The organism is Mycobacterium sp. SM3041, from assembly GCF_039668335.1.
Classification (GTDB): Bacteria; Actinomycetota; Actinomycetes; order Mycobacteriales; family Mycobacteriaceae; genus Mycobacterium.
Window position 1 is genome coordinate 83,246 of record NZ_JAYXBQ010000074.1, and the last position, 19,442, is coordinate 102,687.

The window sequence follows — 19,442 nt, forward strand, 5'->3', positions numbered from 1 at the left end:
AACGTCGTGGCAGTGCATTCATGTTTGTTGCCGCGGTGCCCGCATAAGGTCGATCCAACTCTCAGTGGGCAGGCGCTTGCTGTCGTCGACAACAAATACGCCGATGCCCCCAGTGTGGTCTTGGAAGAGTCCGTTGGCCGAGTCGTACGTGGCGAGTTGAGGCCGCAAGGGATCGAGTGATCGACCTTCCCCCGAATTCGGCACCCCGGCGGACCGCCAGCCTGCCGGGGCGTCGGCGTTCGGTTCTTGTTGAGGCTGCGGCGGTTGCTGACCGTACGGCGGAACGTGTTGGTCTGCTGGAGGGTCGTAGGGCAGTGGCACGGGCGGAGGACCGGGTGTGGCCGGGGGAACCGGTAGGGGGTAGGGGGCGTACTCGGCAGGCCCAGGCCCCGGCGTCACCCCGGGTGGCAGCTGTGTGACGGGAGGACCCGGGTCGTAGTCGGCGCCGGGCGGAATATTCGGATATTTGTTGGGGGGCAATATGTTCCGCGGGTCGGTGATCGGTGTGTCTTCGGGTACGGCCGGTCCACGCCAGGCTTGATTGCCGATCGGTACGTAGCCTTGGGGATCGCGGCAGAGAGCTATTGTGGGCGCGCGTTTGCCGGGGAATTCTTGGCAAGGGTAGTTGCGGGCGCCGCGTACCACCACCGATGAGCTCTGGGGCACTTTGCAGTAGAGATCTTTTGGTAGGTCGCGCAAGGTCTGATCCCCGGGGGATCGGATGAGCGTCGGTGGGATGAAGCCGACGTTGCACGGTGGCGGGTCACCCAGTCCCAGTTTGAAGTCGACTTTGACGCCTTCATCGGCGGGTAGCTGTTCTGCGGCGCTGATGAGTACGGCGGTAACGGCGGGAAGGACGACCAGTGTCTGCTCGATCGATTTGTGGTAGATGACCCCGATGCGGCCGAAGTTGGCGAGGTTCGCTGCCAGCATGGGGAACGACGGCCGGATGCCGTCAAATGTGCGTGTGGCCGCAGTTGCGGCTGCCGGCGCGATGTCGAGCAATGATCGCAGTTGCGGGTCGGCCGTGCGCACGTTGGTGGTGAAGCGGGCCAACCGGTCGGCTAGCGCGGTGATGTTCGCGCCGCTGCGGATCTGAGAGTCAAGGAACGGGCCTATGCGGTCGATCAGGACGGTGGTGTCCTCGCCGTGGGCGCTGAGCTGATCGAGCAGAGTGCTGGCGGTATTGACGAGGCGTGCGAGGTCGGGGCCGGCGCCGTTGAACGCGGCGGCGGTTTCGTGCAGCAGGTCCTTGAGTTTGCTTTGGTCCAGGGAGTCGACCAGACCCTCTGCTTGGCGGAGCAGTCCCGCAATGTCCCCGCTGAGCGTGGTGTGAGAACGGTCGATGATCGATCCGTCGTGCAGTACCGAGCCGAGCGGGCCGCCGGATGCCGGCATGAGATCGACGTATTGTTCGCCGATCGCCGAGACGCTCTTGGCTGAAGCGGTGACATTGGCAGGTATGGCGATACCGGAGTTGAGACGCATGTGCACGTCGATGCTGAGTTTGTCGGTCAGGTCTACCGAGGTGACGCGGCCGACGGTGGTTCCGCGGTAGGTGACGTTGGCGTTGGGATACAGTCCGCCGCTGGCGGCGAAGTCTGCCGTGACGTCGTAGCGTCCGATGCCCAGCGCCTCGGGCACGCGCAGGTAAAAGATGGCCACCGCGCCGACCGCGAAGATCGAAACGACGACAAAGATGGTCAATTGCCATCGAATGAGCCGGGTGAGCATCAGCGCGTGCCGGCCGTGACGGGGTCGGGTGCGGCGGGTATGGCGAAAGGGTCAGCGGCCTGTCCGGACAGGTTGGCTTGTTCGCCCATCAAATAGTCAGGGGCATTGAGGATTTCGTCCAGGTGCTTCATGTTCGGGTCCAGCGGCGAGGTGGTGAAGATGTTCTCGCCCAGGCGTCGTTGGGTCAGGTCCAACGTGGCGATCGCGTTGAGGTAGTCCCCGCGCACCGCTTGCTTGATGCCGGTCTGCGGGAACGGGTAGGTCGCGGTGATGGGTAGGGCGTCGATGAGTTCCTGCGCATGGTCAGCTAGCGGCTTGATCACGGCGTAGGAGTGGGTGAGGTCGGCGGTGATGTCGGCTTTGGTTTGGGTCAGGATATGCGAGGCGGCCTCGCTGAAACGCCGCAGCGCGGCGAAGGTGTCGATGATCCGCCCAGCGTTGGCGTTGAGGGTCTGGGTTGCGTCGGGCAGGGCCGCCAATGCGGCGGTCACCGTCGGCGCGTTGGCAGCGAATTTGGCGGCCACCCTGTTGGTCGATTCGATCGCGTCGACGATGTTGTGGCGTTGTCGGTCGACGGCGGCGGTGAGTGTCGCCAGTTGTGGGAGCAGGTTGGCGAATCGGCCGGCATGCCCGGCGACGGCGGCGTAGGCCTCGTCGGTGATGTCTTGTAGTGCACCGAGATTGCCCTTGTTGACGACCACGCCCAGGGTGGAAAGTACTTCTTCGGTGCTGGGGTAACGACCGGCCCGTTGCGCCGGGATGGTGGCGCCGTTGTTGAGCTCGCCCACCGGTGGCTCGGTTGAGGGCGCGGCAAGTTCGACGTGTTGAGAACCCAGCAGTGAGGTTTGACCGAGGGTGACGGTCGCGTTGGCCGGCAGGCGCACCGCCGAGCTCAGCGATAGCTGCAGAGCGGCGTAGAACGTGCCGTCGGGCCGTTGCGCGACGCGTTGTCCGGAGACGCTGCCGATGGTGACGTCATCGACGAGGACGGGCGAGTTCTGCGGGAGGGCGGACACGTCGGGCAGCTCGACTGTGACGGTGAATGATCCGGTGTCGTGGCCGAGTGTTCCCGGCATGTCGAGCGAGTTGAGTCCTCCGAATTCGCATCCGCTGACCGCAAGGACGATGGATCCGAGCGTCGCGAGCAGCCGCACCGGGCGGAGTCGGGCCGCGGCGGTGCTCATTGGTGCGGTCCCGGTACCGGCGGGGTGGCGGAGAACGGCTGATCGGGTACCGCCGGCATGGCCGGGCCGCCGGGGGCGGCGGTGGTCATGTCGCCACGTGGCGCTGGAGGCAGCGTTGGGTTGGGCAGGAGCAGGGTGGAGAGGTCGGTCGCCGCGGGCGTGGTCGGCGTGGTCGGTCCGGGTAGCGGCTGCCATTGCAATTGCGAAACTGGCGTTTGGGCCTTGGCTTCGGTGGCTGGGGTGTCGTAGGTGATTTGGTCCTTGTACGCGGTGATGGTGTTGATCGGATGGAACAGCACGGGCGGGAAGTTCATCATGATCCGTTTCAGAACCGGGGCCATGCGTTGCCGGCAGATCTCGGTGCGCTTGTAGTAGTCGGGTGTCCCGCCCGCGTCGAAAACCCCGGCGCACAGGAACTGGACGGGATTGGCGAAGTTCGGCAGGGACAAAATGGCGCCGATCGATCCTTGTGCGGGGTTGTAGATGTTGTAGAAGTTCGCCAGCGCGTTGGGTGCGACATGCAGCACCTGTTCGATGTCTTGGTCGTGTTGGGTCAGCAGTGAGGTGAAGTCGGTCAACTTGGCCACCTGGCCGCTGATGGCCGGATTGTTCTTGGCCAGAAAGGATTTGACCTGGGTGAGGGCGCCGCTGAGTGCGTCCAGCGACCGGGCGACATCGGTAGAGCTGTCGGCGAAAACCTGTGACAGAGAGGCGACGTGGTCGGTGAACTGCACGATCTGCTCATTGCTGCCAGACAGGGCGTCGACCAACGTGCGTAGGTTCTTGATCGTGCCGACGAGATCGAAACGCGAATCGCCCAGGCGCCCTGCAGTTTCGGACAGTTCGCGCACCGCGTTGCGAAACGACAGACCGTTGTTGTCGAAGGTGTCCGCAGCCTGGTCGATCGCTTCACGCAGCGGCCCTTGCAGGGTGCCGTTTTGTGGGCCCAGCTGCGACGTCAGTTGGGTCAGTTGATCTTTGACATCGTCCCATTCGACTGGGACCGCGGTACGCGCGATAGGAATGGTGGTCCGGTCGGCCAGTTTCGGGCCGGTGGTGTAGACGGGCGCCAACTCGAGTGTGCGTGCTGACAGCAGATTTGGCGCCATGATCACCGCGGTGACGTCGGCGGGCACGGGAACGCCGGCACGGACGGTGAATGTCACCACCGCGTGGTCGGGCCCGGGTTCGATGCTGGTGACCGAACCTACTGGCACGCCGAGGATTTCGACCTCGTCGCCGGGATACAGGCCCACCGTCGATGCGAAGTAGCCGGTGATGGTCAGCGGTGCGGTCCTGCACCACTGCATCGCCAGCGCGCCCGTGGCTGAGCCGAGCAGCACGACGACCAGAGCGATCAGCGCAGAGCGTCGGCGCAGGGCGGCGTTGAGTCTGCTCACGGCGATTTCGGCCTCACGATAGTGCGGTCGGTGATGAATCCACGCAAGAAGTCGGCCAAGCTGGCGGGGAGCTTCCCGGGTTGGAAGTAGGCGTCCAACAAGACGCCACCGAGTGTGGGGGGCGGAACGCCGAAGACATTGGCTTGAAAGCCGGGACCGGATCCGACCACTTCCCCCAGCGCGGTGGCATAGGCGGGTAGCCGCGTCAACGCCTGGGAGATGTGTTCGCGCCGCTCGTTGAGATTGTCCAGAACGAGGTTCAGCTTGACCAGAGCGGGCCCCAGGGACTGTTCGTTGTCTTTGACGAATCCGGACAGTTGGTCAGCAAGACTTTTGATGCCCGAGATGAGCTGGTCGATGGCGTTGCGCCGGCTGGCCAGTTCCGCGAATAGGGCGTTGCCGTCGGTGATCAGCTGGTTGATCTGGCCCGCGCGTTGGGCCAGCACGTCAGACACGGACACGGCATGGCGCAGCAGCTGTTGCACCTTGTCGTCGCGCGCGTTGACGCTGCCGGCGAGGGCTGTGATGCCTTCCAGAACGGCATGGACCTGGGGGGTGGCGTCGCGCATGGCGGCGGTCAAGGTGTGCAGTGCTTCAACGAATTTGGGGTGGTCGAGCTCGCCGACGTTGTGCCCGAGGTCTTGTAAGGCGTTGTTGAGTGTGTAGGGCGTGTTGGTGCGCGCCAGCGGGATAAGGGTCATGAGTCCCGAGCCGCGGGGCGTCAGCTCGATCGAGCGTTGCCCGAGCACCGTGTCGGTCTTGATGGCGACCAAGGATTGATCACCGACGCGGATTTTGCGGTCCACGGTGAAACCGACCTTGGCGGCCTGGCCGGCAACGTCGAGGTCAATGGCATCCACGTGTCCCACGGTGTATCCGTAGACCTGTACCGGATTGCCGTCCGCGATGCCGGCGGCATGGGCGAAGTAGGCGGTGTAGTGACGGCCTTGGGGCCAGAACGGCAGCCCGGTGTAACCGAAGGACACCAGCACCAAGCACGTGACGATAGTGATGCCGAAAATGCCGGTACGCAACGGATCTCGGCCACCAGGTTCATTTGGCAAAGTCACACCTTCCGTGATCCGATGCTGGTGGTTTGACGGCGGGCAGCAGAATGTCGCTGCCGGCCGGGCCGTTGATCTTGATCTTGACCGAACAGAAGTAGATGTTGAAGAACGAGCCGTAGGCGCCTAATGCGCTGAGTCGCAGATAGTCTTCAGCCAGCGGTTCAATGGTGGCATTGACGTCCTTCTTACGGTCATCGAGTGCCGTTGCCAGTGGACCGGAGGCGTCGATGATGGCCCGGAAAGGGCGCCTTGCCGTGCTGAGCACATCGGTGAGGTCGCGTTGTGCATCGGCCAACGGCGGCAATGCGTTTGCGATTGGGTCGCGCCCGCGGTTGAGTGCGGTGATCAGCTGCTGAAGCTGGTCGACGCTGGTGCTCAGTTCGGTACTTTTCTGATCAGCGGCCGACAGCACAGAGGTTAGATTGTCGATGGTCTGCTCGATGAGCTGATCGTGGCTCGTGATGGTCTGGGTGAATTCGGCGGTGTTGGCCAGCACGGTCGACAGCGTCGCGCCCTTGCCCTGGAGCAGTTCGATCAGTGCGTTGCTGACTTGGTTGAGCTTGGCTCCGTTTAGGCCTTTGAGCACGGGGCGCAGACCACCGAGCAATGCGTCGAGGTCCAGTGCCGGCTCGGTATTGCTGCGCGGAATCGTTCCTCCCGAAGGCAGCTTCCGCAGTTCTCCTGGGCCGGCGTGGACCTCGAGATATCGGTCACCGGTCAAGTTTTGGTAGCGGATCGCTGCGCGGGTGGAGCTGTACAGCTGTTGCCGCCTGTCCACGGTAAATGTGACGGTGGCGTGGTCGCCGTCGATCGCGATGTTCTTGACCGTGCCCACGGCGATGCCGGCGATACGCACGTCTTGACCGGTCTTGAGGCGCGACACCGACGCAAACTCTGCGTGAAAGGTGTTGGTGGAGCCGAATCGAAACTGGCCGAAGGTGACAATCAGACCGGCCATCACCAGCAGCATGACGGCGGTGAAGATGCCGACTTTCAGAGCGGTTCGTTGCGTGGTCATCAGTACCGGTCTCGTTCGGCGTAGGCACCATTGAACAGAAACTGCAGCGTGGAGGGAGCGTCAAACTGCAGCTCGGTGTTGGGCTGATAGGGAACGTAGGCGTTGTCCGTCACCAGGAATGGTGGTCGATACCAGGATCCAGCTCCCTGTTTGGTCGGAAGATCAGGCAGGCCACGGCAGTTGGGGCCTCCCGAGGCATTGACGAGCGGCAGACTCTCCGGATACGCGTAGGCCGGTGACCCCGGGATGAAACCGGCGTTGACGAACAGGGCTGGTTGAGTGCCGCCGATGTAGGGACCGAATTTCTTGTATGCCTTGGCCAAAGAGGTTATGAGGCATCCATATTCGGGTGAGTACTGGCTCATGACCCCCAACGGAGCGCGCAGCCGCTGAATAGCAGCGATCAGGTCGGCCGCGGCAGGGGTGAGGGTGTCCGCGCCGGCATCCGCCAGGCCGGTGGCCGCAAGCAACGTGGCGCCGAGTTGGTCGCGCTCGTCGGCGATGGTGTGGCTGATCGGCGCAATGTTGCCCAGGGTGGATACCAGATCGTTAGCGGCCGCGTTGTAGACGTCGCCCACGGTGCTCGCCTTCGGCACGTCGTCTTCGAGTGCCGGCAGGTGTGGATTGATTGTCCCTAGGTATTGATCGAGAGTCGCTACGGCGTCACCGATGCGCTTGCCGTTGCCGCGCAGGCCATTTCCGAGCGCGGTCAGTGTTGTGTTGAGTTGAATCGGATCGATCTTGTCGAGGGTGTTGACCAGTGTTTGAAACAGGGTGTTGACCTCAACGCTGACGTCGGCGGCCTGCAAATGCGCTTGCGGCGCGAGTCGGCTTCTTGCCGGTTGCGCAGGTGGAAGCAGTTCGACTGACTTGGAGCCGAAGATCGTGCTGCTGGCGATCCGGGCGGTGACGTTGGCCGGAATTTTGGACAATTCGTCGGTCCGGATGGCAAGGGTCAGTTGAGCCGACGCGCCGTCGTACGAGATCAGGGAGACCTTGCCGATCTGTACGCCGAGGAACTTCACCTTGGCGTCACGGTCCATCACCAGGCCGGCTCGCGGTGATGTCAAGGTCACGTTGACGGTGGGTGTGAATGTTCCCCGGTACGACAGGTAGGTGGTGCCTACGGTTGCCACGAAAGAGGCCGCCAAGGCCGCTGCGGCCAATCGCACCTTCGCTCGTCGACCGAACGAAATCTGCACTTCGAGCCCCCTTTCGAGGTAGGTCGGTCCACGTAGCAGGCCGCGCGGTCGCCGGCAATCAGCGTTGTCACCCGGACGTCCGAACCGGCAGGAAAACCCTAACACGTGTTATAACATCACAGACAATATAAAACTAGAGTCGGGTGCCTCTGTAAGTCACGCAAGGTTTTTCACACGCCGGCGACGGCAGCCCACGGCGCCGGGTTCACATCGTCTACCGTCCCCTCAACGTGGAGGCCCGTTCATGACAGACACGATCCGACACCGTGGCATCCGACGCGCATCCAGCCACCGCGGCTTCTCGTCGCTGCAGAAGGCGTTGTTCGGAGTACTGGCATTCTTCTTCGCCGTGCACCCGGTGTTCTGGTACTTGGAATTTCACGCCGGATTGCCGCATGAGGTCGCTTCGACGGCGATGGTGCTCGTCGTCATCGGCTGCTTCGTGACTGCGCTGGTCCTGCCGTGGATCGCCTTCGCCGACCAGCGGGCGCGGACACGAGCTGAACGATTCGGCGCCATGGTGATCGTGTGGGTGTTCATCGCCCTGATCCCACGCTTCATTTGGGAACTGCCGTGGCTACTGCTCTTCGACCAGATCCGGGCAGGAGTAGAGAACGGATCAATCTGGACCTACATGTGGTCGCCCATCCTGCTCGGGGGTGACGCACGCTACCTCAACGCAGATCCACTGATCGTCTGCCTGGAGTGGATCGCCCTATTTGTCGGGCTGTTCGAAGCCTACGCGCTCTTCCAGTTTTTCCGAAATGGCAAGCGGTTCAGCAGCATCCAATTGTCGTTGATCATGGCCGGCATGATCGTGGAGGTCACGCTCCCAGCGGTCTACTTCGGCGTCGAGATCGCGCACAACTTCCAAAGTATGTCGTCGCCATTGCAGATGTGGGTGAAATTCTTCCTGATCAACGTCCTGTGGTGCACCATGCCACTAGTGACCTACTTCTGGGGCGTCCGCAGACTAGTCGCCCAAGACCTCGCAGTGCGCTTCTGACGCAATGCGTTTCACGTTCTCAATCTAGATTTCCCGCTATTTTGCAAATGACAACGTTTTGAGATGCCGCTGGGTCATCTGGATCGAATTCACCGGGCGCACTCCGCAACGAGACCAGCTGTGGCAGTGGGCAACTGATCAGCGGATCAGGAAGAGGATTGCTCCCTGGGCGTGGTGAGTGGCCGGCGGCGGTGTTGTCATTTCTCAGGCACGGCTTGGCGAAATTACCAGCTCAATGAGAAGCCGCCTTGCCCGCCTGCGCCGGATTGCGGCTGCACGTCGCACTAACCGGCTGTCGGCAGCCCTAGGGAGAAGCCGTCCCATGCTTGGCGGCGCACGGCATGCGGGTTGTGGTCGATGCGTGATTCGCGGTCGAAGACCATGACGGCACGCTCATCTGCGCGATAGTGAGGCCAGTCGTGGCCCGGAACTCCTGACTGGCTGAAGGCGAGCCACCGTCGTTGCATCTCGTCGCTGACACGAAGCGCTGCGGATCGGTCGGCCCCAGCGGTCAGTAGTTTGCCGACGGGGCTGCGGTACGCGTCGAAAACCGCGAACAGCTCGGTGGCATGTGTGGCACCTAGACCCGTCCAGCGGAGCACCCGGGGTGCATAGTCGAACTGATAGAGAAAGGTGGGAGCGTGGTTGCTGTGTGCCTCAGCGATCTGCCAGGCGGCTGAGCCGAAGACCAGGTCGCCTCCAAGCTGGACGCACGCCGCCGGATTGGGATAGCCGGGATAGGCCGCAGTGATCCTTTCTTTGTGACCGGGTTCGATGTCGGAAAGTAACTGTTCGATCGAATTTGGGGTCAGCGGAACGAGTTTGACGAGCCGGTCGAACAACTTCCCCTCCTCGGCATTGGTGCCGACAATCAGTGGTACGCGCGACGCAATGCCAGATCGCATGGCCTCGACCGGTTCGACGGGCAGGAAGTCGGTGCCGTAAGTGGGACCAAACGGGAACGCACCCAATTCGGTGGTCTGGTCGGTCAACGACAGTTGTGCGGCCACCAGCTGATCAGGTCCGGCGTCCATGAGCGCAGGAGCCGCGCCGGTAACCCGTAGGCCCAACGTTTCCGCATAGCGCGAGGCGAACTCAGCGGCGACGGCCGGCGTTCGGCTCAACACACTTGCCGGACTCTCAGAAATGGCCCGCGCAAATAGCCCGCGTGCAGCAGGGACCGCGAGCAGCGTGGCGACGGTATGTGCGCCGGCACTTTCACCGAAGATGGTCACGTTGCCCGGGTCGCCCCCGAACTTCGCAATGTTGTCGCGCACCCAGGTCAATGCCAACACCACGTCGCGCAGGTACAGGTTGTCCTCGATGGTGATATCGGCAGTCGACAAGGAGGACAGGTCGAGGCAGCCCAGCGCGCCGAGGCGGTAATTGACCGACACGAAGACGCATCCTTGGCGCGCGAGGGCGGCGCCGTCGTAGAGCGGTGTGGCGGAACTGCCGAGCATGTAAGCGCCACCGTGGATGAAGACCATGACCGGTAGCGGCTGGTCGTCCGACCTCTCCGGGGCCGTCACGTTGAGCGTCAGACAGTCCTCGCTCATCGGCTGGTATTTGCCGAGTCCCACCATCGTGTACTTGCGCTCTTGATATGCACAGTGTCGAAATTCGTGGCACTCGCGAATTCCGAGCCACGATTCCGCCGGCTGTGGAGCACGCCACCGCAGTGGGCCGATCGGTGGGCGGCCGTACGGGATCGACCGCCAGCGGTGCACCCCAGCTTCGGTGAAGCCTTCGACGGTTCCGGAGGTGATCGTGGTTGTGACGGTGCTTTTCGCCATAACTTGACGCTAGTCAAAAATGGCCTCTTGGGCTGAGTGCGCCCGGGAGGAGATGACTCATGCCCGCGCAGTGGGTGACGGGGTACGGCATCGGCCACTCCATCGACGTCAGCCGGAATTATGGAGATCGGCCCCTTCGCACCTGCAAACCGCCAGGTCATGCGGTCGATGAGGCGATCCGGTGTGCTCATGTGATCCCAACACTCCGGGAGTCGGAAGTGGGAGCTACCGCGCATCGCGGCGGTGGGGTCGCGTTCACCACAGCTATCGCGCGGCGCCATGAATGTCGAATGGCGCGACGGTTCTCATGGCAGGCGGTTATCGGCAAATGGGTCTGACCCCCATTTGGATTGCGCGGGTGGTCCGCACGCTGTGGCTTGCACGGCACAATCTGTGACCTGTCGGTCGTCGGGGTTTGCCATTTCGGCAGCGCGAGTTGCTCGTCTAGTGCTTCCCATCCAGTTTGACCGTTGCCTCGGTGATTCCCTTGACGCAGCCGTCGGCGATGAAAGCGCCGGCGCCCGCCAGGTCGTAGGGCGGGGGCATTTCTTCGAAACCTCCGTCCGCCGTGTACTCCACAAGTCCGAACATTCCGTGGGTAAGGCAGTCGGTGACCGCCTCAGCCACCTGTTCGGGCAGGGGGTGACTCTTTTGCCCGACCTCGACCCAATGCGGGGTACCCCATAGGTCGCAACCGTGGCCTTTCAGGCCATTACCGGTGACCGCCTTGATGACGCAGTTGGTCTCCAGGTACTTCTTTGTCGCTGCCTGAGCCAGAGCCGGCTGTGCGGCCACCGATCCCGCGCTCAGCGACGCGGTCGCTGCGACCACCGCCGCCCAGCGCCGGGCGTTTGTTCCGAACCTCATGTCATCTCCCTTTTCGACGTATCGGCGCTGGTCGGAGCCGATGAATCAACGGTACCGACCTGAAACATAGAAATCTATGACTGAGAGATATATTTATATGATTCAGACTGTCTTTAATATGAATCAGGGTAAGTTATGAATCGAATGGTATTCTGACTCGGACGTAAACGTCACGCGCTGACGGACCGTCGCGCCCTTGACATAGATGGGTTCACCGGCGACCGCCGGTCAACAGAGTGAGGTCCTCATGGCCACGGAAGACAAACGAAATCAGTCCGGCGTAGCCGCTCGACGCAAGGCGAAGATCAAAGAAGCGCAGCTGCGCGGCGCCGAGACTCGCCGAGTCAAGACTGAGGACAGGCTGTTGAACTCGTTCTTGGAGCTGGGCCGTTCGACGGACGCTGACCGCAAGATCACCGCCACTGAAATTTGTAAACACGCCGACATCAGCCCCGCGACCTTCTATGGCCGCTTCCCCGATGGCACCGCCGATCTGATCCAACTGGCCGCAGTTCGGCTACGCGACAACGCATCTGAGCTCATCGCGGCAGACATCGATCGAAGGGGTGGTGCGGTCGAGCAAGGGGAACGGGTCGCTGTCGCAGTCGCCCGCCTGGTTGAGCAACTGACCACTTACCCCAACCTTTTCAATTTCGAGCGCATCATCCCTAAGCAGGCCATCTATGACCTGGCTGCAGTCATAGAGGATGCGATCATCGGGACCCGACAGCCGTCAGAAGAAATCAAGCACCGAGCCGAGATCATCGCGAAGTATCACACCACCACCGTGGTCGGGATCCTGCGAACCACCCTCGGCGACCACGTCGATCGCCCGGACTATCGATTGCGGGTCGCGCGGCGCACCGTGTCGCAGATACTCCCAGTCCTTGCCACGGACGAGTCCGCGTTTGACGAGGAGATCGACATCGTCGGCGAGCTATTCGCCGGCGGAACCGACTAGGACCGCGGACTCGCGCGTAGCATCGGGAAATGGGTGTAGACCAGGCTCGGGACGGCTTGCCGGACGACGCCGCCCAGTTTTCGGAGGACGAACGCCGCGCACGTATCAACGAGATCGCCCTACGCATAGCCGAGAACAGCAGGGAGCTGCTCGAGCGCCTCGCGCGACGAGACCAGTACGGTTCGGAGCCGACGTAAGTGGGCATTACCGGCGCGTCCGATGGACCTGATGTCGGCGGATGCGGCGCTGGCCTCTTCGAAGCAGTGACTATCCGATGGATAGTCGGTTGCTAGCTGTTCACCCGCGCATCTGTGAAAAGTGAACGGACGGACCACCTGGGGTCATTGAGAAGTATGTCTCGCGCTGCGGAGTCCTGACGGTGTATCGCCTTAACGAGGGCGTGTGCCGATGCAATTCGCACACGGACATCTGCGTCACGGGCTAACGCTGTCCCGAGCTCATCGGGAATGTCTGCTGAGTCGGCCCACAGTATGGCGGCGAGACGGCGTAACGGCCAGCTGCCCTGTGCAAGGAAGCCGATGCTGTCACGCAGGTCAGTGCCTACACGTTCAAGTGCTGTTGCAATTCTGTAGTCCTCGTCCGAGCCGACACCGATGAGACGCAGCGCAGCGTCGCGCACCCGCCGCTTCTCATCGGACGAAACGGCTAACTTTGCGGCCAAATATGTTGCCGCTGGCCGGCAGTCGCTTTTGTCGTTGATGCGCATTGCGCTCAACGGACTGCTCATCGATGCGTTGTCGGCGTCGGCGGACGAGAAAGGTGGACGTGTTGCGAAATCCATCGCTGTTTCGAAGAAGCCAGTGCGATGCTCATCGTCCAGGTTGGCGACTAGGTTGCTGGCGGCGATGAGGTAACTATCACGGTTCGTGGCCGGTTCCCAAGGGGAGGCGGCGTTCGATAGAAGCATCTTGATGCAGGCGATGCGTGTCTCTACGGGCAGTACGGCCGCAAGCAGCGAGTCATTGACTATACCTGTCCCCCCGATTCCAAACCCGTTGGGCCCGTTCCGTGTTGGTTCACATAGGCGCTGCGAAGCGGCATCGGCTGCTTCCCGTGACACGCATTCCGGATCGCAGTACCCGAGTAGGGCTGCCGCTTCGCGGTGGCCGTCCGCGGCCAACGCTTGCAGTCGCTCTCGGGTCTGGTCGAGGTTGCGTATCAGCGCATTTCGTGCTGACGGTCCGAAATCGTGGGACGCGCGCGCAAATAGGCCGAGGAGCTGATCGAGTGCGACGGCCTGGAGTTCGCCGACCTGAGCTGTTGCGATACCTGCCGCGATCTGAACATGGCTTTCGTCTGTACGCCTGTAGCGATGCTGCTCGACCTCAACTTTGTCAGCGAGCATGTCAAGCAGCGTTCGGGCATGGGTGGCCGTGAGGCGCTTCGCCAGTGCCGCGATCAGTTCGTATGCCGATAGGTACATTTGTGGACTTAAAACCGGGGAGTCGAGCCGTGCACCTGAGAAGGCGTCATCAACTGCGCTGAGGGCCAAGTCGACCACCACATCGAGTTGACCGTCCGGAATGAGATCGGCCTGTTCGGTGGCAAACTCGAAAGCGCAAGCAGCAACCCAGGATAACGGGCTCTTCATCGACTCCGTGACGTCGTGATACACGTCCCCGAAGGCGACAGCGACCTTACGCGCTTCCTCGTAGTCACCTCCACCGATGGAGTAGTAGGCCGCCAGCGGCAATTCGTCTGTAATCCGATACATCTCCCCAAGCAAGCAACGTGCTTCACGTTCGTCATAGAAGGATGCTGATCGGATTCCATCGAGAAGCTGTCGTCGCAAACTGATTGCAGCGCTTCGTTGCTTGTCGTAGTGCAATGCCGCCAAAGCTCTTTCGCGCACGTCCGTTGCGTTGCTGACAATTCGGGGCTGCGTGGGCTTGTCTGATAGGGTCTGCGCCAACGGATGCCATCTATCTTCGACCGGTCCAAGGTAGCGGTTCGAAACGAAACGTTGACTATAGAGCCAGTCTGCGGCATCGGCATTGCGTCCGGACTGGCATGCCTCAACGATGGCGTCTCTCCACGCCTCATCGGCCTCAAGGGGCCGGGCTTGAAGCAGCAGGTGGCGGGCATGGCGCGCGAGGGTTAAGGCTCTGAGGTGTTGTGGCATAGTCGATCTGGCCGAACTGACCAGGTTCTGCCAATTGCCTGTTGCGTCCGCGACAGCTAGTCGCAGGCGCACAGCTACGTCGACGTGGGTATGTGCAATCTCGCTTGCAATCGCTTCGATCTGTTCCCGGTGCGTCGTTATCCACGCGAGATCGTCGTTCCCGAGAGCGCGTTCGGCGGCAAAGAGCATGACGCGGGCGCGATCCACAGTATCTGCCAGTGCCATTGCGGCATCAGGCAATTTGATCTTGGTTGGGCCTACTTCCTCGAGGTGATCGGACACGAAGTCGGCGATCTCGAATGCAGCGCCAAGAGCTGGAGTGCGCGGCGATTGCGACCCAGGGCGCGTGAACAGGTCGAAGCCTGCAAGGTCTCGTAACGTGCCGACCACCCGGCGAGCGTGCAGTGAGCGGTCGGCATTCTCGGCTGCCCATAGAGCGTCCATCAGCAAGCGGATGGCCGTGTGCTCTTCTCCGGCTCCGACACATAGCGCCGCTATCGTATGGTCGAATTCTGCTGCATGCCCGGGCAGCCCGGCGGCTACAAGCCGACTCTGTATGTCGCGGTAGAGAATTAGGGCGGCCGCAGGGTCCTGAGCAGCAATGGCTTTGGCTCTGTCGAGCAGTCCCTGAGCTTCAGTGCTCACGAGTGGTCCAAGCAACACGGCTTCAGTGATGGCGCCCGCGTTGTGCGTGGCCAGGGCTGCCACACTCGCTGGGTGGGGACCGCTCACCTCAAACTTTTGGTGGACGCTGAGGTTAAGTTGTTCGATGTTTCCAACGGAGCCGATGGCGAATGACTGGTCGGAAGCCGAAACGGAGCGGACGAGTGGGGGCTCGGCGGTGGAGTCTGGCTGAGAGGATTCGGTCAAGGCTCCTGTCGCTCCTGCGGATCGCTCCGCTGTACAGGTGCGCCGAAATTCAGCTGGCCGATGTTGCCCACCTCGTTGGCTGCGAACGATCCGTTGTCGGCCTGCACTGAGATGTTTTGCCCATTGTCGCCGGCCGATTGCTGTGTAGCCTTGCTGCCGTCCGCGCCGTCGCCGGCGATGTTGTTGCCCCCACGTACCGCGTCTGATCCACCGGGATTGATCACCGCTGCGATGCCACAACCGATTGCCCCGATGAGAGCGAGAACGAGAAGCAGCCACCACCACCAATGGGGGTTGTCCGCACTGACCTTATTGATGAAGAACGCTTCGGCAGCACCAAGCAGGATGCCTGCGGCAATCAGTTTCGACCGCAGAGTGGGTTGCGGCGCAGCTGACATTGGTACGCCTTTCGATCGTTCGGCGGGTCGGGAGGCACTCTGAGCGGGCCTTAAGTACCTTAGCCTCGCTGGGCGCCGGAACGTCGATGCAGCGCCGTGCTGGTTCCGGGGAATCTGTCGTATCGATCAGCGAGCGGCCCTGGCACCGATGTCTTCGAGTCCTCCCACGGACGGTCCGCAGTTCGAGTACCGCGTGCCTATGGTTCGGTGAACCGTCACAGGGACCGCGATGTGTCGATGGTGAAGGCATGCTCGTAACCTTGCGGGCCGAGATGTTCGTAAACGAGTGTCGTGGGGACGCGGTTCCAGTGGTGTCCCATGAGTACCGCCAGGCCGAGCGGGCCGATGAGGAACAGATGCAGAGTCCCGGAGCTGGCGTGGTTGCGTGCGAGATCGCGGATGGAGACGGCGAGGCTGTTGGCTGCCACCGGTGTTGTCACGGCGCTGGGGCCCCATCCTATTGCTGGGGTGGCGGTCAGGATCGTGTCGACGGGGATCGCGTTCTGGAGTATCCATTCGGTCGCTTGGCTGGCCGCGTTGGCGGCCACGTTGACGATGAGCGCGATGTCGGGACCGTGGCCGACGTGTTGTTCGGTTACGTTGAGTTCGAACGACTCTGTGGCAACTTCACTGGTCCACAGTTGGCCGCCTTGACGGATGCCGACCTCGTAGCGGAGGACCCGCAGTAATTTAGCGCCGAGCAAGAAGCCCGTTGCTTGTCGCATGTGCCCGGTCGTCAGTATGCGATGTGAACTCCCGAGTTGTGCTGGCACGGTGGCGATCTCAGCGGCGAGATCAGCCCATGTGTGCGGCGGTGCGGGGGCCACGCGGTGCGAGGGCTTTTCGCCGGCGATACGGTCTACCCAGTCGATGCTGACGGCAGCTTGGTCGGCGAAGTCGTCATGCATGATGGTCGCGATCGACACGGTGGTCCATGGCGAGCCGGCCTGCAGACCCAGAGTTGTGACGGCTTCGTTGATGTCTGTCAGCGTGAATCGGCGGTGTCCGGCGATGACTTGCTGGGCTACCCATTTCGTGCACTGGTCGATGGCATTGTCGTCGGATCGCAGGCCGTTGGCGGTCATCAAGAGGGCGACATCGGTGCACAGGCTCTTGAGTTCATGAGCGATATCGAAGTGGAGGTCGTTGAGCAGGGCCATCAAGCTCGGCTCGCCGGTGTCTGCCGCAGTTGTCCACTCTTTCCGCGCCTTTCCCGCGCACTGAGTTAGGCCCATCTTGCGCTGCACGGGGTACCAGTCTGTTGTCGCGCCCGTCCCGATCCTGGAGGAGCACATCTGTGGGATCGTGGGGGCGGTTGGTGGCGAGGCGCATTTCGACAGGATCGCCGTTTCCTGTGAGGGCTTTGTGCGTGGCCGCGAACTTTCTGAGAATGCCTTTGTCGCGGAGATAGGGCAACCCGACTGAAGTGCGATTGTCGACTGCATATTTGACCTGCGTGTACACGTGCGGAGGACGCTGCCGGTAGCGCACAACGTCGTCGCCGTTGCCTACCCCCGGTTCTTCCACGCCAATGGCGATTGTGGGGTTGTTCGTGTTCTTTGTCAGATCGTGGTGCAGCGCTTCCATGCACGCCCGCCAGACGTGCAGCCACTGGTATTCATCCCCGGCGATGCGGACGCCAGTGGCGCTGGGCAATTCGTTGCCGGTCATTCAGAAGCTCCTGGAGGGTCGGTCGTGGGTGGCTGGGGGTCGTTTGCTGCTGGATCGCCGTGATCGGTGCGCGGTGTCGGCCCGGGAAGTCCGCCCGTCAGCGTGACGGTGCAGACGCGGGGGACCAGGGTGACGATGCGTCGGGCATCGAGGACGTATCCGTGATCGGTTCTGCGGACCACGATCTGCGTGGGGTTGGGGTGCAGGGGCCTCCTCATCGAGATCCGAGCCAGCGACGTTAGATCGGTGCGGCTGGGGCTGACATCGTGTGGGTGGCTGTGCCAGTCGCCGAGGTATCCGAGTCGGTGATCGGAGGTGCGTGCCTTGAGCACGGCGGGGTGGTCGGTGCCGGCGGGGATCCGGTAGTGGGATCGTCCCCGGTCTGTGGTGGGGATTTCGATGGCGTTAATCACCCATGGGTGCCCGTCAACGTAGACACCGATCAGGATGCCGCCCGTTTCGTCCGGGTGTGCTTGTGCCGCAGCGGTTGTCATGGTGGTGTTGGCGGACTCAGTGATCCACAGTCGAGTGCTCGTGTTCACTCCGACTCCACGGGCATCGCGTCACAAGGATCCAACGTGCCAGTGCGATGAAAAGGTGGGGTCATCGGACTGAGTACCGTGATGCGTTCGTCTGGCCGTTGCCGCCGACCGGTCAGCTGATCGACGGCGGCAGCAGCGGTATCGGCAGCCGCAGTGAGCACCGCGATCGGCGGGGCATTATTCACAGGAGCGGTGCATCCGAGTTCGAGAAAGCCCGCGTGTGCCGGGTCTGCGTCATCGGCATCGGGCGGTAACGAGAAGTAACGTGAGTCGGCGGGGCGCGCCGCGATCGGAGTATCGCCATCGGCTTGTCGCTGCACCCGAGCCAACGCGCCGTGATGGAACAGGGCCCCTGAGACGAGCGGTACGCCGCGGCGCAAACATGTCTCAGCAAGCGCGGCGGTCATCGGCAGGACGCCCGTGCAATCGATGACGAGATCGACCCCGGTGACAGCTGCCCGCAGCCCGACCGGGTCGTACGGCAACTCAATATGGCGAGTCACCGTGGTCCAAGGGGCGTGCTGCTCGATCGTGGCCGTCACGCCGAAGGTCTTGGGATATCCCACGCACTGGGGTGTGCTGACGTGCCGAACAACGTTGGTGCGGGTGAGGAAGTCACCGTCGTACAGATGTATGGTGCCTACGCCGCTGGATGCCACAGCCAGGGCTACGTGCCCTCCGACAGATCCGGCACCAGCGATCAGCACCGTTTTGGTTGCGAGCAGGCCCGCATCGGGGCCTGCTCGCCTGCGTAAAGCCGGCGCGTCACTGGGGGAGGCGGCCAGCGCCGCGGTGCTCAGGGTGTCACCGGCACCGGCAATGCTGACCACGACGGCATCGTGGTCAGTGTCGTGGCGAGGCCAGGCCAGCACGATGAAATCGTGGCCGCTGCTGGGCCGCGGGAACGTGGTATCGGATCTAGCTGACAATCCAACTTCGAGGTTCCTGCGCTGGCGGCGCGTCAGTGCCGCCCGCACGTCGTCGAACGTGCGCGGTGGCTCAGCAAGGTGCTCGCGCAGATAGAACTCACCATGGAGCACAGGTTTCCCGACAGTCCGGGGGTCTGGAGGATTGCCCGTTCCAATCAACAGCGCTTGACCCTGGACGGTGCCAAACACCGCGGCGGTGTATCCGGTGGTGCCACCCGTGATCAGTTCGTGCAGGGGCAGCTCGGCTCGGTAGGCGCTCAGCTGGTCGTATAGGAAGTACGCGTCGAGTGCTCGGTCTTGAGGGGCGAAACCGTTTTGAGCTGCGGTGGCCCACTGATCGAGGCGGTCCCAAAGTCCTTGTAGTTCACGGCCATCGATCTGGGCCGGATCGTCTTCGGCCCACAAGCAGATGGTGCCTTGTGAGGCGTGGCCGGTACGCAGGCCTGGAACAACCACATGGGCATAGCGAAACGGCCAGCCCGGATAGAACTGGATCCGCATTCTGGTGGCGTCGGTGAGGGGCTGCAGGCTCGGACGAATAGGCCCCGCCCAGCACGGCTGGTCGTGGTCGCCGTCGGTCGAGAATCCGGCGTTGACCAGTCCCGAGCAGAACCGGTCGAATGCGGCGTCGTCGTAGGTGTCCAACAGCCCAGC

Annotated in this window: 17 protein-coding genes; 3 read left to right on the forward strand and 14 right to left on the reverse strand. The window is 62.4% G+C overall.

Annotated features, from left to right (window positions below; genetic code table 11):
• Window positions 1-18 precede the first annotated feature (18 nt).
• The 6 genes from VXD91_RS24890 to VXD91_RS24915 all read right to left on the reverse strand — a co-directional run bounded on the left by VXD91_RS24890 (window position 19) and on the right by VXD91_RS24915 (window position 7,605).
• Window positions 19-1,734: an MCE family protein gene (locus tag VXD91_RS24890; protein ID WP_346416681.1), complete on the reverse strand. Its 1,716-nt coding sequence runs from the start codon at window positions 1,732-1,734 to the stop codon at window positions 19-21.
• Window positions 1,734-2,918, reverse strand: coding sequence for an MCE family protein (locus VXD91_RS24895; protein ID WP_346416682.1), 1,185 nt, complete (start codon window positions 2,916-2,918; stop codon window positions 1,734-1,736). Before VXD91_RS24895 ends, VXD91_RS24890 begins: the two co-directional genes overlap by 1 nt.
• Window positions 2,915-4,228 carry an MCE family protein gene (locus tag VXD91_RS24900; protein WP_346416692.1) on the reverse strand — a complete coding sequence of 438 codons (1,314 nt, stop codon included), beginning with the start codon at window positions 4,226-4,228 and terminating at the stop codon, window positions 2,915-2,917. Before VXD91_RS24900 ends, VXD91_RS24895 begins: the two co-directional genes overlap by 4 nt.
• Before the next feature lie 86 nt (window positions 4,229-4,314).
• Window positions 4,315-5,313, reverse strand: coding sequence for an MCE family protein (locus VXD91_RS24905; protein WP_346416683.1), 999 nt, complete (start codon window positions 5,311-5,313; stop codon window positions 4,315-4,317).
• Between the two features lie 58 nt (window positions 5,314-5,371).
• Window positions 5,372-6,403, reverse strand: coding sequence for an MCE family protein (locus VXD91_RS24910; protein ID WP_346416684.1), 1,032 nt, complete (start codon window positions 6,401-6,403; stop codon window positions 5,372-5,374).
• Window positions 6,403-7,605 carry an MCE family protein gene (locus tag VXD91_RS24915; RefSeq protein ID WP_346416685.1) on the reverse strand — a complete coding sequence of 401 codons (1,203 nt, stop codon included), beginning with the start codon at window positions 7,603-7,605 and terminating at the stop codon, window positions 6,403-6,405. The genes VXD91_RS24910 and VXD91_RS24915 overlap by 1 nt, the downstream gene beginning before the upstream one ends.
• Before the next feature lie 244 nt (window positions 7,606-7,849).
• Here VXD91_RS24915 and VXD91_RS24920 point away from each other — a divergent pair, with 244 nt between their 5' ends.
• A complete protein-coding gene (locus tag VXD91_RS24920) occupies window positions 7,850-8,611 on the forward strand; it encodes a hypothetical protein (protein ID WP_302277876.1) in 762 nt (253 codons plus the stop codon).
• Window positions 8,612-8,895: 284 nt separating this feature from the next.
• Here the strand turns inward: VXD91_RS24920 and VXD91_RS24925 are convergent, their stop codons facing one another.
• Window positions 8,896-10,407 carry a carboxylesterase/lipase family protein gene (locus VXD91_RS24925; protein WP_302277877.1) on the reverse strand — a complete coding sequence of 504 codons (1,512 nt, stop codon included), beginning with the start codon at window positions 10,405-10,407 and terminating at the stop codon, window positions 8,896-8,898.
• 444 nt (window positions 10,408-10,851) lie between these two features.
• Window positions 10,852-11,274: a hypothetical protein gene (locus VXD91_RS24930; protein WP_079630308.1), complete on the reverse strand. Its 423-nt coding sequence runs from the start codon at window positions 11,272-11,274 to the stop codon at window positions 10,852-10,854.
• Between the two features lie 247 nt (window positions 11,275-11,521).
• On the opposite strand from VXD91_RS24930, the gene VXD91_RS24935 reads away from it, so the two are divergent.
• Together VXD91_RS24935 and VXD91_RS24940 are read left to right on the forward strand one after the other, a co-directional pair.
• Window positions 11,522-12,235 (forward strand): TetR/AcrR family transcriptional regulator, encoded by a 714-nt coding sequence (locus VXD91_RS24935; protein WP_095795392.1) that lies wholly within the window; start codon window positions 11,522-11,524, stop codon window positions 12,233-12,235.
• Window positions 12,236-12,264: 29 nt separating this feature from the next.
• The gene (locus VXD91_RS24940; RefSeq protein ID WP_293021918.1) at window positions 12,265-12,432 is read left to right on the forward strand and encodes a hypothetical protein; all 168 of its coding nucleotides are present in this window, start codon (window positions 12,265-12,267) and stop codon (window positions 12,430-12,432) included.
• Between the two features lie 92 nt (window positions 12,433-12,524).
• On the opposite strand, the gene VXD91_RS24945 is transcribed toward VXD91_RS24940, so the two are convergent.
• From VXD91_RS24945 to VXD91_RS24970, 6 genes are all read right to left on the reverse strand, one after another.
• Window positions 12,525-15,086 (reverse strand): hypothetical protein, encoded by a 2,562-nt coding sequence (locus tag VXD91_RS24945; protein WP_346416686.1) that lies wholly within the window; start codon window positions 15,084-15,086, stop codon window positions 12,525-12,527.
• Window positions 15,087-15,244: 158 nt separating this feature from the next.
• Window positions 15,245-15,646 carry a hypothetical protein gene (locus VXD91_RS24950; protein ID WP_079630839.1) on the reverse strand — a complete coding sequence of 134 codons (402 nt, stop codon included), beginning with the start codon at window positions 15,644-15,646 and terminating at the stop codon, window positions 15,245-15,247.
• Window positions 15,647-15,861: 215 nt separating this feature from the next.
• Window positions 15,862-16,806 carry an SAVED domain-containing protein gene (locus VXD91_RS24955; protein WP_293024075.1) on the reverse strand — a complete coding sequence of 315 codons (945 nt, stop codon included), beginning with the start codon at window positions 16,804-16,806 and terminating at the stop codon, window positions 15,862-15,864.
• A complete protein-coding gene (locus tag VXD91_RS24960; protein ID WP_207554471.1) occupies window positions 16,766-17,317 on the reverse strand; it encodes a hypothetical protein in 552 nt (183 codons plus the stop codon). Before VXD91_RS24960 ends, VXD91_RS24955 begins: the two co-directional genes overlap by 41 nt.
• Complete coding sequence (locus VXD91_RS24965; protein WP_095795389.1) at window positions 17,314-17,859, reverse strand: Mov34/MPN/PAD-1 family protein; 546 nt, start codon at window positions 17,857-17,859, stop codon at window positions 17,314-17,316. Before VXD91_RS24965 ends, VXD91_RS24960 begins: the two co-directional genes overlap by 4 nt.
• Entirely contained in the window at window positions 17,856-19,433 is a 1,578-nt protein-coding gene (locus VXD91_RS24970) for a ThiF family adenylyltransferase (protein WP_095795388.1), read from the reverse strand. The genes VXD91_RS24965 and VXD91_RS24970 overlap by 4 nt, the downstream gene beginning before the upstream one ends.
• Window positions 19,434-19,442 lie beyond the last annotated feature (9 nt).